The organism is Tolumonas auensis DSM 9187 (assembly GCF_000023065.1).
GTDB classification, from domain to species: domain Bacteria; phylum Pseudomonadota; class Gammaproteobacteria; order Enterobacterales; family Aeromonadaceae; genus Tolumonas; species Tolumonas auensis.
This window is the reverse complement of the sequence record NC_012691.1, coordinates 3053638-3068460: the sequence shown is the minus strand read 5'-3', so window position 1 is coordinate 3068460 and position 14823 is coordinate 3053638. Positions and strand designations below refer to the sequence as shown.

Annotated in this window: 10 protein-coding genes and 3 tRNA genes; 12 read left to right on the top strand and 1 reads right to left on the bottom strand. The window is 48.5% G+C overall.

Annotated elements, in window-relative coordinates:
• Window positions 1-948: a type I pantothenate kinase gene (gene coaA / locus TOLA_RS14305; protein WP_015879833.1), complete on the bottom strand. Its 948-nt coding sequence runs from the start codon at window positions 946-948 to the stop codon at window positions 1-3.
• 222 nt (window positions 949-1170) lie between these two features.
• Here coaA and TOLA_RS14300 point away from each other — a divergent pair.
• From TOLA_RS14300 to rpoC, 12 genes are all read left to right on the top strand, one after another.
• Window positions 1171-1255: transfer RNA gene (locus TOLA_RS14300), tRNA-Tyr, on the top strand.
• A 25-nt stretch (window positions 1256-1280) separates the two neighbouring features.
• A tRNA-Gly gene (locus TOLA_RS14295) sits at window positions 1281-1355 on the top strand.
• A gap of 94 nt (window positions 1356-1449) precedes the next feature.
• A complete protein-coding gene (gene tuf, locus TOLA_RS14290) occupies window positions 1450-2634 on the top strand; it encodes an elongation factor Tu (RefSeq protein ID WP_015879832.1) in 1185 nt (394 codons plus the stop codon).
• Between the two features lie 54 nt (window positions 2635-2688).
• Window positions 2689-2765: transfer RNA gene (locus tag TOLA_RS14285), tRNA-Trp, on the top strand.
• A 59-nt stretch (window positions 2766-2824) separates the two neighbouring features.
• Entirely contained in the window at window positions 2825-3202 is a 378-nt protein-coding gene (gene secE / locus TOLA_RS14280; protein WP_411354428.1) for a preprotein translocase subunit SecE, read from the top strand.
• A 3-nt stretch (window positions 3203-3205) separates the two neighbouring features.
• Window positions 3206-3748 carry a transcription termination/antitermination protein NusG gene (gene nusG / locus TOLA_RS14275; RefSeq protein WP_015879830.1) on the top strand — a complete coding sequence of 181 codons (543 nt, stop codon included), beginning with the start codon at window positions 3206-3208 and terminating at the stop codon, window positions 3746-3748.
• 120 nt (window positions 3749-3868) lie between these two features.
• Window positions 3869-4297, top strand: a complete 429-nt coding sequence (rplK, locus tag TOLA_RS14270; RefSeq protein WP_015879829.1) for a 50S ribosomal protein L11 — start codon at window positions 3869-3871, stop codon at window positions 4295-4297.
• Between the two features lie 4 nt (window positions 4298-4301).
• Complete coding sequence (gene rplA, locus TOLA_RS14265) at window positions 4302-5006, top strand: 50S ribosomal protein L1 (protein WP_015879828.1); 705 nt, start codon at window positions 4302-4304, stop codon at window positions 5004-5006.
• Window positions 5007-5238: 232 nt separating this feature from the next.
• On the top strand, window positions 5239-5742 hold the full coding sequence (gene rplJ, locus TOLA_RS14260) for a 50S ribosomal protein L10 (RefSeq protein WP_015879827.1): 504 nt from the start codon (window positions 5239-5241) through the stop codon (window positions 5740-5742).
• Window positions 5743-5802: 60 nt separating this feature from the next.
• The gene (gene rplL, locus TOLA_RS14255; RefSeq protein ID WP_015879826.1) at window positions 5803-6168 is read left to right on the top strand and encodes a 50S ribosomal protein L7/L12; all 366 of its coding nucleotides are present in this window, start codon (window positions 5803-5805) and stop codon (window positions 6166-6168) included.
• Window positions 6169-6375: 207 nt separating this feature from the next.
• A complete protein-coding gene (gene rpoB, locus TOLA_RS14250; RefSeq protein WP_015879825.1) occupies window positions 6376-10404 on the top strand; it encodes a DNA-directed RNA polymerase subunit beta in 4029 nt (1342 codons plus the stop codon).
• An 87-nt stretch (window positions 10405-10491) separates the two neighbouring features.
• Window positions 10492-14796, top strand: a complete 4305-nt coding sequence (rpoC, locus tag TOLA_RS14245; RefSeq protein ID WP_015879824.1) for a DNA-directed RNA polymerase subunit beta' — start codon at window positions 10492-10494, stop codon at window positions 14794-14796.
• Window positions 14797-14823 lie beyond the last annotated feature (27 nt).

The following is a 14823-nucleotide window of genomic DNA, read 5'->3' as shown; positions in this document are numbered from 1 at the left end:
TTATTTTCTTAACCTGACTTGCTCAATTGCATGCTGACCGCCTTTGGTCAGGATCAGATTAGCCCGCTCACGGGTCGGCAAGATATTGGCAATCAGATTCGGATAATTGATTTCGTCCCAGATCCGGCTGGCAGTGGCAGCCGCATCATCCTCATCGAAATGGGAATAGTGGTGGAAATAACTCGACGGATCGGAGAATGCGCTCTTACGGAAACGGAGGAAGCGTTGGATGTACCACTCTTTCAGTAAGTTTTTGTCCGCATCCACATAAATAGAAAAATCAACAAAATCAGACACAAAGACGCGGTGCGGATCATGTGGGTAATCCATGCCACTCTGTAACACATTCAGGCCTTCAATGATCAGAATATCCGGTTGTTCCAGAACTTTGACCTGATCCGGAATGATGTCATAGATATGGTGCGAATAAATCGGTGCTTCAACACGTTGCTTTCCGGCTTTAATATCGGCAACAAAATTGACCAGTCGGCGCATGTCGTACGATTGCGGAAAGCCTTTTTTCTTCATCAATCCGCGCTCTTCCAATACCCGGTTGGGATAAAGAAAGCCATCCGTGGTGATCAGTTCCACTTTCGGATGCTCGGGCCAGTGTTCCAGTAATGCCTGCAGAATACGTGCTGTCGTGCTTTTTCCTACCGCAACACTGCCCGCGATGCTAATCACATACGGCACCCGTTCGCTTCTGGTTCCCAGAAACTGTTCAATGACTTTGCTGCGGTGCTGACGTGCTTTCACATAGAGATTCAGCAAGCGGGATAGGGGCAGATAGATGTCACGGACTTCGTCGAGTGACAATTCATCGTGAATACCTCGCAGGTCAATCAGATCCTGTTCGGTTAATGAAAGTGGGACTGAATCACGCAGATGAGCCCACTGTTCCCTGTGAAAATGTAAATAAGGCGAGAGATGTTGTGGATCTGCAGTCATTCTTGAAGTCCTTTCAGCAAGAGGGCCGACATTACACCAAGCGCCTATTATTCGACAACCGAAAGTGCATCTGAGGGTTCAAAAAGCAAAAAACAGAACAATTTCATGAAAACGGAGTAGAAAACTCATGAAAACACATCGCAGAGTAGTTGCTCCACCGGCACGCTTGCACTAGAATTCGCAACGCTCTTTGCAGGTAGCCATGATTTGTCATGCACTGATGGAGGGATTCCCGAGCGGCCAAAGGGATCAGACTGTAAATCTGACGGCTCTGCCTTCGAAGGTTCGAATCCTTCTCCCTCCACCATCCTGTGCACTGGCATTGTAGTTATGCGGGCATCGTATAATGGCTATTACCTCAGCCTTCCAAGCTGATGATGCGGGTTCGATTCCCGCTGCCCGCTCCAATTTAATTCAAAGAGCTATTGTTGATACTCGTCGGACGGTGTGTACCGTGGTGAGTTTCTTACCATATAACAGTGTTAGCTTAGAGGGACGAGCATGTCTAAAGAAAAATTTGAACGTACAAAACCCCACGTTAACGTTGGTACCATCGGCCACGTTGACCACGGTAAAACCACGCTGACTGCAGCGATCACTAACGTACTGGCTAAAAAATTCGGTGGCCAGGCGCGTGCATTCGACCAGATCGATAACGCACCGGAAGAAAAAGCTCGTGGTATCACCATCAACACTTCACACGTTGAATATGATACTGAAGCACGTCACTACGCACACGTAGACTGCCCAGGCCATGCTGACTATGTTAAAAACATGATCACAGGTGCTGCACAGATGGACGGCGCGATCCTGGTAGTAGCAGCGACTGACGGCCCAATGCCACAGACTCGTGAACACATCCTGCTGGGTCGCCAGGTAGGCGTACCGTACATCATCGTTTTCCTGAACAAATGTGACATGGTAGACGACGAAGAACTGTTGGATCTGGTAGAGATGGAAGTTCGTGAACTGCTGTCTGAATACGATTTCCCAGGTGATGACACGCCGGTTATCCGTGGTTCTGCACTGAAAGCGCTGGAAGGCGACGCGAAATGGGAAGAGAAGATCATTGAGCTGGCAGCAGCGCTGGATTCTTACATCCCACAACCAGAACGTGCTATTGACAAGCCATTCCTGCTGCCAATTGAAGACGTATTCTCAATTGCAGGCCGTGGTACAGTAGTAACTGGTCGTGTAGAACGCGGTATCATCAAAGTGGGTGAAGAAGTGGAAATTGTTGGTCTGAAAGAGACCACCAAGACCACTTGTACCGGCGTTGAAATGTTCCGTAAACTGCTGGACGAAGGTCGTGCCGGTGAGAACGTAGGTATTCTGCTGCGTGGCACTAAACGTGACGACGTAGAGCGTGGTCAGGTACTGGCTAAACCAGGCACCATCAACCCGCATACCAAGTTCGAATCAGAAGTATACGTACTGTCCAAAGAAGAAGGTGGTCGTCATACGCCATTCTTCAAAGGCTACCGTCCACAGTTCTACTTCCGTACAACTGACGTGACCGGTACTATCGAACTGCCAGAAGGCGTAGAGATGGTAATGCCAGGTGACAACATCAAAATGGTAGTTACCCTGATCCACCCAATCGCGATGGATGATGGTCTGCGTTTTGCAATCCGTGAAGGCGGTCGTACCGTAGGTGCGGGTGTTGTTGCTAAAGTAATCGAATAATTCTTTCGGTTACAAATATAAACAAAGCCCCTATAATCGGGGCTTTGTTATCTTAGGGGCGTAGTTCCAATTGGTAGAACAGCGGTCTCCAAAACCGATGGTTGGGGGTTCGAATCCCTCCGCCCCTGCCAAATACCGCAAAATAGCGGGTTTAATGCACTGAAAACGAATACAGGTAGATTGTATGAGTGTGAATGTTGAGAGCCAGAACCGCAACAAAGGTAAAAACATCGCATTGTGGGGGCTGGTTTTCATTCTTCTGGCGGCTGCGGTGGTTGGTAATTCAGTTTTTGCTGAAAAATCGTTATTGATCCGTGTTGTCGCAGTTGTAATTGCGTTTGCTGCTGCAGCGGTGACTGCATTGCAAACTATTCAGGGTAAAGCACTGCTGACTTTTAGTCGTGAATCCATCAAGGAAGTCCGTAAAGTAGTGTGGCCAACTCGCCAGGAAACTATTCAGACAACCCTGATCATCTTTGCATTTACCGTTGTTATGGGCCTATTCTTATTTTTAATAGATGGTGCTCTGATTTGGCTGGTTGAACTAATCACCGGAATGAAGGGGTAATCAATGTCAGAACAACGTATGAGATGGTATGTTGTACAGGCTTTTTCCGGTTTTGAAGGTCGTGTCGCCAAATCGTTGAAAGAACATATCAAAATGCACGGCATGGAAGACCAGTTTGGTGAAATTCTGGTTCCTACTGAAGAAGTAGTCGAAATGCGTGCTGGCCAGAAGCGTAAAAGCGAGCGCAAATTTTTCCCGGGTTATGTGCTGGTACAAATGATCATGAATGATGCATCATGGCATTTAGTGCGTAACGTTCCCCGTGTGATGGGCTTCATTGGCGGTACTTCTGACCGTCCGGCACCGATCACCGATAAAGAAGCGGATGCAATTCTGAATCGTCTGCAAGAGTCTGTGGATAAACCAAAACACAAGACTCTGTTCGAACCAGGCGAAGTTATCCGTGTTTCCGATGGTCCGTTTGCTGATTTCAACGGCACCGTGGAAGAAGTCGATTACGACAAGAGCCGCATGAAGGTTTCAGTTCTGATCTTCGGTCGTGCGACCCCGGTTGAGCTCGATTTCAGTCAGGTCGAAAAAGTTTAATATTACTGGTTGTCTGGGGCAGCGGTTATCTCTATAATTCGCTGCCCCTTTTTCTATCGGGGAGCCTGTGAAGAGTTTTACTCTGAGGCGCTAGAACCCACATTTGAGGTGATTTTAAAAATGGCAAAGAAAGTTTCAGCCTATATCAAGCTGCAAGTTAAGGCCGGCAGCGCGAACCCAAGCCCACCAGTAGGTCCGGCTCTGGGTCAGCACGGTGTTAACATCATGGAATTCTGTAAAGCGTTCAACGCTCGTACAGAAAAACTGGAAAAAGGTGCGCCTACTCCAGTTGTAATTACTGTATACAGTGACCGTTCTTTCACTTTCGAAACTAAAACGCCACCTGCTTCTTTCCTGCTGAAAAAAGCTGCTGGTATCACGTCTGGCTCTTCCAAGCCAAACAAAGATAAAGTAGGTAAAGTGACTCACGCTCAGCTGCTGGAAATCGCGAAGACCAAAGAACCTGATATGACTGGTTCTGATCTGGAAGCGAAAGCCCGCTGTATCGCAGGCTCTGCCCGTTCCATGGGCCTGGTAGTAGAGGGATAAGACAATGGCTAAATTAACTAAACGCATGCGCGTAATTCGTGAAAAAGTTGATGCTACTAAAGAGTATGGCATCACCGAAGCCGTTGCTTTACTGAAAGAGCTGGCTACTGCTAAATTCGTAGAAAGCGTTGACGTAGCTGTTAACCTGGGTATCGACGCTCGTAAATCAGACCAGAACGTTCGTGGCGCCACCGTACTGCCAAACGGCACCGGTCGTACCGTTCGTGTTGCTGTATTTACTCAGGGCGCTAATGCTGAAGCTGCAACTGCAGCTGGTGCTGACCTGGTAGGTATGGAAGACCTGGCTGAACAAGTTAAACGTGGTGAACTGAACTTCGACGTAGTTATTGCTTCTCCTGATGCAATGCGCGTTGTTGGTCAACTGGGTCAAATCCTGGGCCCACGTGGTCTGATGCCAAACCCGAAAGTTGGTACTGTGACTCCTAACGTTGCTGAAGCTGTTAAAAATGCTAAAGCAGGTCAGGTTCGTTACCGTAACGACAAGAATGGTATCATCCATTCTACCATTGGTAAGGTTGACTTCACTGAAGCTCAGCTGAAAGAGAACTTAGAATCACTGCTGGTTGCGCTGAAAAAAGCTAAACCATCTACTTCTAAAGGCCAATTCATCAAGAAAGTTAGCTTGTCCACCACTATGGGTGCAGGTATGGCTGTTGATCAGGCTTCTCTGGATACCAAAGCTGCTTAAGCTTATTTACTAGGGGCGAGATTATAGTCTATAATCTCGCCCCTTAGTTTGGTTGGGGGTCTCGACTCCCGTCCAAGACCGCAGGTGGTGTAAACCTTAATTTACCTGCGTAGACGGTGCCGGAACCCAGCGAGAAAGATTTCTTTCTTCTGGACTCTGCCGCCGAGTTCTCTCTGAAAAGAGAGTTGTTGACAGTTCTGGGTTCGCCCAGATTAATTCCAGGAGTAAGCCAATGGCGTTAGGACTCGAAGACAAAAAAGCGATTGTCGCTGAAGTCAGCGAAGCTGCCAAAGGCGCACTGTCTGCTGTTGCTGCGGATTCCCGCGGTGTAACAGTAGCCAAGATGACCGCTCTGCGTCAGTCTGCTCGTGAAGCAGGCGTTTACATGCGTGTTGTTCGTAACACTCTGCTGACTCGTGCAGTAGAAGGTTCCGATTTCGAATGCATGAAAGACGTATTTGTTGGTCCGACCCTGATCGCGTTCTCTAACGAACATCCGGGCGCTGCTGCTCGTCTGTTCAAAGAGTTTGCTAAAGGGAACGATAAGTTCTCTATCAAGGGTGGTGCGTTCCAGGGTGAATTCATCCCTGCAGCTCAAATTGATCGTCTGGCAACTCTGCCGACTTACGAAGAAGCAATTGCGAAACTGATGGCTACTATGAAAGAAGCTTCAGCTGGCAAGCTGGTTCGTACTCTGGCAGCTCTGCGCGACAAGAAAGAAGCCGAAGCGGCTTAATTCTTGTAACAGAACAGATTATTTTTATTTTTAATACTTCAACGACAGGAATTTTTTCTCATGTCTATCACTAAAGACCAAATCATCGAAGCCGTTGCTTCTATGTCCGTAATGGAAGTTGTAGAACTGATCACCGCTATGGAAGAGAAGTTCGGTGTTTCTGCTGCTGCTGTAGCTGCCGGCCCAGCCGCTGCTGCTGAAGCGGTTGAAGAACAAACTGAATTCAATGTTATGCTGACCGCTATCGGCGCTAACAAAGTAGCAGTAATCAAAGCAGTTCGTGCTGCAACCTCTCTGGGTCTGAAAGAAGCTAAAGACCTGGTAGAAGCTGCTCCAACTGCAGTTAAAGAAGCAGTATCTAAAGATGAAGCTGAAGCTCTGAAGAAAGAGCTGGAAGCTGCAGGTGCTTCTGTTGAGATCAAATAATCTACTTAACAGTAGGTTAGCGGCCTGATAAAACAGGCTAGGGCTGGTGAAGAAAATTCACCGGCCCTTTTGCGCTGTAAGCCTCAGGATTTCACATTGCTCACCTGGGCTTATAATGAGTACTTAAATGTACGATTGTAGCAATGTATTACAGAACTGCTCTGGCCAGAGCAGCTTGGGTCACTTATCAGCGAGCTGAGGAACCCTATGGTTAACTCTTATACCGAAAAAAAACGCATTCGTAAGGACTTCGGTAAGCGTGATCAGGTACTGGAAACGCCTTATCTCTTGTCCATTCAGCTGGACTCCTTCAAACAATTCCTTGATGCCGACCCAGAAGGGGCATACGGGCTTGAGGCTGCGTTCCGCAGCGTATTCCCCATTACCAGTTATTCTGGTACTGCGGAGCTGCAGTATGTCAGCTATCGCTTGGGAGAACCGGTCTTTGACGTAAAAGAGTGTCAGATCCGTGGCGTCACCTATTCAGCTCCATTGCGCGTGAAGTTGCGCTTAGTGCTGTTTGATAAAGAAGCCGCGGCAGGCACAGTCAAAGAAATTAAAGAACAAGAAGTGTACATGGGCGAAATCCCGCTGATGACCGATAACGGCACCTTTGTTATCAATGGTACAGAGCGTGTTATCGTTTCCCAGCTGCATCGTAGCCCGGGCGTGTTCTTTGATCACGATAAGGGTAAAACCCACTCTTCTGGTAAGGTTCTGTATAACGCACGCGTTATTCCTTACCGTGGTTCCTGGTTGGATTTCGAATTTGATGCCAAAGACAACCTGTTTGTGCGTATTGACCGTCGCCGTAAATTACCGGCAACGATCATCCTGCGCGCATTAGAATTTACGACAGAAGAAATTCTGACGACATTCTTTGAAACCATTAAATTCGAAATCAAAGATGGCAAAGTTCTGATGGAACTGGTACCGGAGCGTCTGCGTGGTGAAACCGCTACCTTCGATATTGTTGCCGGTGGTGATGTGGTGGTCGAAAAAGGCCGTCGTATTACTGCACGTCACATTCGTCAGCTGGAAAAAGCCGGTATTAGTCAAATTGAAGTACCGGTTGAGTATGTCGTAGGCAAAATTTCTGCTAGAGACTACGTGAATCCGCAGACTGGCGAAGTGATGATCAATGCAAATACTGCATTGAGTCTGGAGGCCATTGCTAACCTGTCTCAAGCTGGTTTTAAACAGTTTGAAGTCCTGTTCACTAACGAACTGGATCATGGTTCATATATCTCTGAAACTCTGCGTATCGATTCGAGCACTAACCGTCTGGAAGCATTAGTAGAAATCTACCGTATGATGCGTCCTGGTGAGCCGCCAACGAAAGATGCTGCGGAGCAGTTGTTTGAGAATCTGTTCTTCTCTGCTGATCGTTACGATCTGTCAACTGTCGGCCGTATGAAGTTTAACAGTCGCCTGGCGCGTCCTGATCATATCGGCAGTGGTATTTTGTCCCAGGACGACATCGTCGACGTAATGAAACAGCTGATTGCTATCCGTAACGGTAAAGACGATGTGGATGATATCGATCATCTGGGTAACCGTCGTATCCGTTCCGTGGGCGAAATGGCTGAAAACCAATTCCGTGTGGGCTTGGTGCGTGTTGAGCGTGCAGTAAAAGAACGCCTGTCTCTGGGTGATCTGGATGCAATTCAACCGCAGGATCTGATCAATGCGAAGCCAATTTCTGCAGCCGTTAAAGAATTCTTCGGCTCCAGTCAGCTGTCTCAGTTTATGGATCAGAACAACCCGCTGTCAGAAATTACGCACAAACGTCGTATTTCTGCGTTAGGCCCGGGTGGTTTGACTCGTGAACGTGCAGGCTTCGAAGTTCGAGACGTACATCCGACTCACTATGGTCGTCTGTGTCCAATCGAAACACCTGAAGGTCCGAACATCGGTCTGATCAACTCTCTGGCGGTTTATTCCCGTACTAACGAATATGGTTTCCTGGAAACACCATATCGTAAAGTCATCGACGGTGTGATCACCGACGAAGTGGATTATCTGTCTGCAATCGAAGAAGGTAACTTCGTGATTGCACAGGCAAATGCTAATGTTGATGCTGATGCTCGCCTGAAAGATGAACTGATCCCTTGCCGTCATAAAGGTGAATCTACCTTTATGAACGCAGAGCAGATCCAGTATATGGACGTGAGTCCACAGCAGGTTGTTTCTGTTGCGGCATCGCTGATCCCATTCCTTGAACACGATGATGCGAACCGTGCATTGATGGGTTCAAACATGCAACGTCAGGCTGTACCAACTCTGCGTGCTGATAAGCCGCTGGTCGGTACCGGTATGGAACGTGCTGTAGCGGTTGACTCCGGTGTAACTGTTGTTGCTAAACGTGGTGGCACCATCGATTACGTTGATGCTTCCCGTATTGTGGTTAAGGTAAATGAAGATGAGCTGTTACCAGGCGAAGCCGGTATCGACATCTATAACCTGACTAAATATACCCGTTCTAACCAGAACACCTGTATCAACCAGCGTCCTTGTGTGTCTGTTGGTGAACCGGTAATGCTGGGTGACGTACTGGCTGATGGTCCTTCCACCGATTTAGGTGAGCTGGCTCTGGGTCAGAACATGCGCGTCGCGTTCATGCCATGGAACGGTTATAACTTCGAAGACTCGATTCTGGTTTCAGAACGTGTTGTGCAGGAAGATCGCCTGACTACTATCCATATTCAGGAACTGTCTTGTATCGCCCGTGATACCAAATTAGGCCCGGAAGAAATCACTGCTGATATTCCAAACGTAGGTGAAGCTGCTCTGTCTAAACTGGACGAGTCAGGCATCGTTTATGTTGGTGCTGAAGTGAAAGGCGGCGACATTCTGGTTGGTAAAGTGACACCCAAAGGTGAGACTCAGCTGACACCAGAAGAGAAGCTGCTGCGTGCGATCTTCGGTGAAAAAGCATCTGATGTTAAAGATTCATCGCTGCGTGTTCCTAACGGTGTTTACGGTACTGTTATTGACGTTCAGGTCTTTACTCGTGATGGCGTGGAAAAAGATAAACGCGCTAAAGAAGTTGAAGACATGCAACTGCGTGATGCCAAAAAGGATCTGACTGAAGAATTCAAGATCCTGGAAGATGGCATTTTCGGTCGCGCCCGTTCCTTGTTGATTGCTAACGGTTTTGGTGAAGACAGATTGTCTAAGCTGGATCGTAAGAGATGGCTGGAACAGTCACTGGATGACGAAGGCAAACAGGTTGAGCTGGAACAGATTGCTGAACAACACATTGCACTGAAAGAAGAATTCGATCGTAAGTTTGAAGCCAAGCGTCAGAAAATCATCCAGGGTGATGATCTGGCACCAGGCGTACTGAAGATCGTTAAAGTTTATCTGGCAGTGAAACGTCGTATCCAGCCAGGTGACAAGATGGCGGGTCGTCACGGGAACAAAGGGGTTATCTCCAAAATTTGTCCGGTTGAAGACATGCCATACGATGACGAAGGGAATCCTGTCGATATCGTACTGAACCCGTTGGGCGTACCATCACGTATGAACATCGGTCAGATCCTGGAAGTTCACCTTGGTCTGGCAGCAAAAGGCATCGGCGAAAAAATTGATCGTATGGTCAAAGAACAACGCGAGCTGGCTGAGCTGCGTGAGTTCCTGCAACGCGTTTATGATCTGGGTGGCAGTGATCAACAACAAATTGATATTGCTACACTGAGCGATGACGATGTTCGGACTCTGGTACAGAACCTGCGTAAAGGTTTACCTGTCGCAACACCGGTGTTTGATGGTGCGAAAGAGAGTGAAATCAAAGAACTGCTGAAACTGGCTGATAAACCTGAGTCTGGCCAGATCACCCTGTTCGATGGTCGTACCGGTATGCCGTTTGAGCGTGTTGTAACTGTTGGTTACATGTACATGCTGAAACTGAACCACTTGGTTGATGACAAGATGCATGCCCGTTCTACCGGTTCTTACAGTCTGGTTACTCAGCAGCCTTTGGGCGGTAAAGCACAGTTCGGTGGTCAGCGCTTCGGGGAGATGGAAGTGTGGGCACTGGAAGCATACGGTGCCGCTTACACTCTGCAGGAAATGTTGACTGTTAAGTCGGACGATGTGAATGGCCGTACTAAGATGTATAAGAACATCGTAGATGGCGATCACCGCATGGAACCTGGCATACCAGAATCCTTCAACGTATTGTTGAAGGAAATCCGCTCCTTGGGTATCAACATCGAGCTGGAAGAAGAGTAAGGGCGCAAGCCCTTATTTCTGACTCAGAATAGTAACGGTATGCCGCATAGCGGCATACCGAAGTTAAACTCCTGACGGGAGATACAGGTGAAAGACTTACTCAAGTTTTTAAAAGCGCAGAGCAAGACTGAAGAGTTTGACGGTATCAAGATCGGTCTGGCTTCGCCTGACATGATCCGTTCCTGGTCATTCGGTGAAGTTAAAAAGCCTGAAACCATCAATTATCGTACGTTCAAACCAGAGCGTGACGGTCTGTTTTGTGCTCGCATCTTCGGACCAGTCAAAGATTACGAATGCTTGTGCGGTAAGTATAAGCGTCTGAAACATCGTGGTGTCATTTGTGAAAAATGCGGTGTAGAAGTAACTCAGACTAAAGTACGCCGTGAGCGTATGGGTCATATTGAGTTGGCTTCTCCTGTGGCTCACATTTGGTTCCTGAAGTCACTGCCATCCCGTATCGGTCTGCTGCTTGACATGACCCTGCGTGATATTGAGCGTGTGCTTTATTTTGAATCATTTGTTGTGGTCGATGCTGGCATGACCAGCCTCGAGCGTAGTCAGATGCTGACCGAAGAGCAGTATCTGGATGCGCTGGAAGAATACGGTGACGAATTCGATGCCAAAATGGGTGCGGAAGCTATCCTGGCGTTGCTGCGTGCGCAGGATCTGGAACATGAAATCGCCACTATGCGCGAAGAACTGAGCCAGACTAATTCTGAAACCAAACGTAAAAAGACCACCAAGCGTCTGAAGTTGATGGAATCATTCCTGCAATCTGGTAATAAACCAGAGTGGATGATCATGACTGTACTGCCAGTTTTACCGCCGGATCTGCGTCCGCTGGTACCGCTGGATGGTGGTCGTTTCGCGACTTCAGATCTGAACGATTTATATCGCCGGGTGATCAACCGTAACAACCGTCTGAAACGTCTGCTGGATCTGGCTGCGCCGGATATCATCGTACGTAACGAAAAACGTATGTTACAAGAAGCGGTTGATGCATTGTTAGATAACGGTCGTCGTGGCCGGGCTATTACCGGTTCAAACAAACGTCCTCTGAAATCTTTGGCTGACATGATCAAAGGTAAGCAAGGTCGTTTCCGTCAGAACTTGCTGGGTAAACGTGTTGACTACTCTGGTCGTTCGGTAATTACCGTAGGCCCGACACTGCGTTTGCATCAGTGTGGTCTGCCTAAGAAAATGGCTTTGGAGTTATTCAAACCATTCATCTATGGCAAGCTGGAAACCCGTGGTCTGGCGACAACCATCAAAGCTGCGAAGAAGATGGTTGAACGTGAAGAAGCCGTTGTATGGGATATTCTGGATGAAGTGATCCGTGAACATCCTGTCATGCTGAACCGTGCGCCAACACTGCACCGTCTGGGTATTCAGGCGTTTGAACCAATTCTGATCGAAGGTAAAGCTATTCAGCTGCATCCGCTGGTATGTTCTGCCTTTAACGCGGACTTCGACGGTGACCAGATGGCGGTGCATTTGCCGCTGACACTGGAAGCACAGTTGGAAGCGCGTGCGCTGATGATGTCCACCAATAACATCCTGTCGCCTGCATCCGGTGAACCTATCATCGTTCCTTCACAGGACGTGGTATTGGGTCTGTATTACATGACTCGTTCCTGTGTGGGTGCCAAGGGTGAAGGCATGGTGTTATCCGGTGCGAAAGAAGCTGAAAAGATCTATCGTGCTGGTCTGGCATCACTGCATGCCCGTGTTAAATGTCGTATCACGGAATACGTGAAAAACGAAGCGGGTGAGCTGGTTCCTAAAATCGAACTGAAAAACACCACCGTTGGTCGTGCGATCCTGTCGCTGATCCTGCCGAAAGGTATGGAATATGCGTTGATTGATCCCCCGTTACCAATGACAGAAGCCGGTAAAGCTGAACTGGCTGAACATCCGGAGCGCTGGATCAAATATGTTTCTAACCAGGCAATGGGTAAGAAACAGATCTCTAAGGTGCTGAATACTTGTTACCGTAAGCAAGGTCTGAAAGATACCGTTATCTTTGCTGACCAGCTGATGTATACCGGTTTCCACTACGCAGCACTGTCAGGTTCATCTGTTGGTATTGACGACATGGTGATCCCGGATGCGAAAAAAGACATCATCGCTGCTGCTGAAGCCGAAGTTGCTGAAATTCAGGAACAGTTCCAGTCTGGTCTGGTAACAGCCGGCGAGCGTTACAACAAAGTTATCGATATCTGGGCAAGCGCCAACGAACGCGTATCTAAAGCGATGATGGAAAACTTGTCTAAAGAGACAAGACAGAACAGCCTCGGTGAAGATGAAGTGCAGGCATCGTTTAACAGCGTCTTTATGATGGCTGATTCCGGTGCGCGTGGTTCTGCTGCTCAGATCCGTCAGCTGGCCGGTATGCGTGGTCTGATGGCGAAGCCAGATGGCTCGATCATCGAAACGCCAATCGTGGCGAACTTCCGTGAAGGTCTGAACGTACTGCAGTACTTCATTTCGACTCACGGTGCTCGTAAGGGTCTGGCGGATACCGCACTGAAAACGGCAAACTCCGGTTACCTGACTCGTCGTCTGGTTGACGTAGCGCAGGACGTGGTGATCACGGAACTGGATTGCGGTACCTCTGAAGGTCTGTGGATGACTCCGCTGATCGAAGGTGGTGACGTAGTAGAACCTCTGCGCGAACGTGTTCTGGGTCGTGTGGTTGCGGAAGATGTGCTGAAACCAGGTACGGAAGATGTGCTGGTTGCGCGCAACACGCTGTTGGATGAACAGTGGTGTAACACGCTGGAACGCAACTCTGTCGACCGCGTGAAAGTTCGCTCAGCCATTGCGTGTGAATCTGACTTTGGTATTTGTGCACATTGCTACGGTCGTGATTTGGCTCGCGGTCATCTGGTTAACAACGGTGAAGCTACCGGCGTTATTGCAGCACAATCTATCGGTGAACCAGGTACTCAGTTGACCATGCGTACCTTCCACATCGGTGGTGCGGCGTCACGAGCGGCTGCAGAAAGCAGTGCATCAGTTAAGAATACCGGTGTGATCAAACTGCAGAATGCCAAGTCTGTAGAAAACAGCGCTGGTAAACTGGTTATCACGTCACGTTCTTCAGAACTGACCATTATGGACGAACTGGGACGGACGAAAGAAAGTCACAAACTGCCATACGGTTCGGTACTGGAAGTGAAAGATGGTCAGGCAGTTAAAGCCGGTGAAATCGTGGCTAACTGGGATCCGCACACTCACCCAATCATTACTGAAGTGGCGGGTCGTATCCAGTTTGAGAACATGATCGAAGGCATCACTATCACTCGTCAGACCGACGAGCTGACAGGCTTGTCCAGCATCGTTGTTCTGGATGTCAACGAACGTACTACGACCGGTAAAGAACTGCGTCCAACGGTGAAACTGGTTGATGCGAACGGTAAAGATGTTCTGATCCCAGGTACTGATGTTGCAGCGCAATACTTCCTGCCTGGTCAGGCGATTGTTCAGCTGGAAGATGGCGCACAGGTAAACGTGGGTGATGCGGTAGCCCGTATCCCACAGGCATCCAGTGGTACTAAAGATATCACCGGTGGTCTGCCACGTGTTGCTGACTTGTTTGAAGCTCGTCAACCGAAAGAACCGGCTATCCTGGCTGAAATCTCAGGTACCATCTCCTTTGGTAAAGAAACCAAGGGTAAACGTCGTCTGGTGATCACACCGACCGACGGTGGTGATGCTCACGAGGAAATGATTCCGAAGTGGCGTAACCTGAACGTGTTCGAAGGTGAAAAGGTTCAGCAAGGTGAAGTGCTGGCGGATGGTCCTGAGTCTGCACACGACATTCTGCGTTTACGTGGTATCAGTCCGGTGGCTAACTATATCGTTAACGAAGTGCAGGATGTATATCGTCTGCAAGGCGTAAAAATTAACGATAAGCACATCGAAGTGATCGTACGTCAGATGCTGCGTAAGTGTGAGATCGTTAACCCGGGTGATTCTGACCTGCTGGAAGGCGAACAAGCTGACGTAGTACGCGTGAAGATTGCAAACCGTAAACTGGTTGCTGAAGGTAAACAGCCTGCGACTTTCCGTCGTGTACTGATGGGTATCACTAAAGCGTCGCTGAATACAGAGTCATTCATCTCTGCTGCGTCGTTCCAGGAAACTACCCGCGTACTGACTGAAGCAGCGGTATCCGGTAAAGTTGACGATCTGCGTGGTCTGAAAGAAAACGTTATCGTTGGTCGTCTGATCCCGGCTGGTACTGGCTTTGCTTACCATCACGGTCGTTTAGAGAAACGTAGACAGGCAGCTAAGGCTGTGGTTCCTGTGACGCAGCAGGCGACTGCTGATGAAGCGGAACAGAATCTGGCTGATTTGCTGAATGCGGCCGATAATCTGAATGCGTAATAATCATTACTGAGGTAATGTCTGAGA

Bases quoted from the DNA above. Each gene is read 5' to 3' on its own strand.
- rplK (WP_015879829.1), top strand. From the start codon at position 3,869: ATGGCAAAGAAAGTTTCAGCCTATATCAAGCTGCAAGTTAAGGCCGGC.
- rplA (WP_015879828.1), top strand. From the start codon at position 4,302: ATGGCTAAATTAACTAAACGCATGCGCGTAATTCGTGAAAAAGTTGAT.
- nusG (WP_015879830.1), top strand. From the start codon at position 3,206: ATGTCAGAACAACGTATGAGATGGTATGTTGTACAGGCTTTTTCCGGT.
- rplL (WP_015879826.1), top strand. From the start codon at position 5,803: ATGTCTATCACTAAAGACCAAATCATCGAAGCCGTTGCTTCTATGTCC.
- rpoB (WP_015879825.1), top strand. From the start codon at position 6,376: ATGGTTAACTCTTATACCGAAAAAAAACGCATTCGTAAGGACTTCGGT.
- tuf (WP_015879832.1), top strand. From the start codon at position 1,450: ATGTCTAAAGAAAAATTTGAACGTACAAAACCCCACGTTAACGTTGGT.
- rplJ (WP_015879827.1), top strand. From the start codon at position 5,239: ATGGCGTTAGGACTCGAAGACAAAAAAGCGATTGTCGCTGAAGTCAGC.
- coaA (WP_015879833.1), bottom strand. From the start codon at position 948: ATGACTGCAGATCCACAACATCTCTCGCCTTATTTACATTTTCACAGG.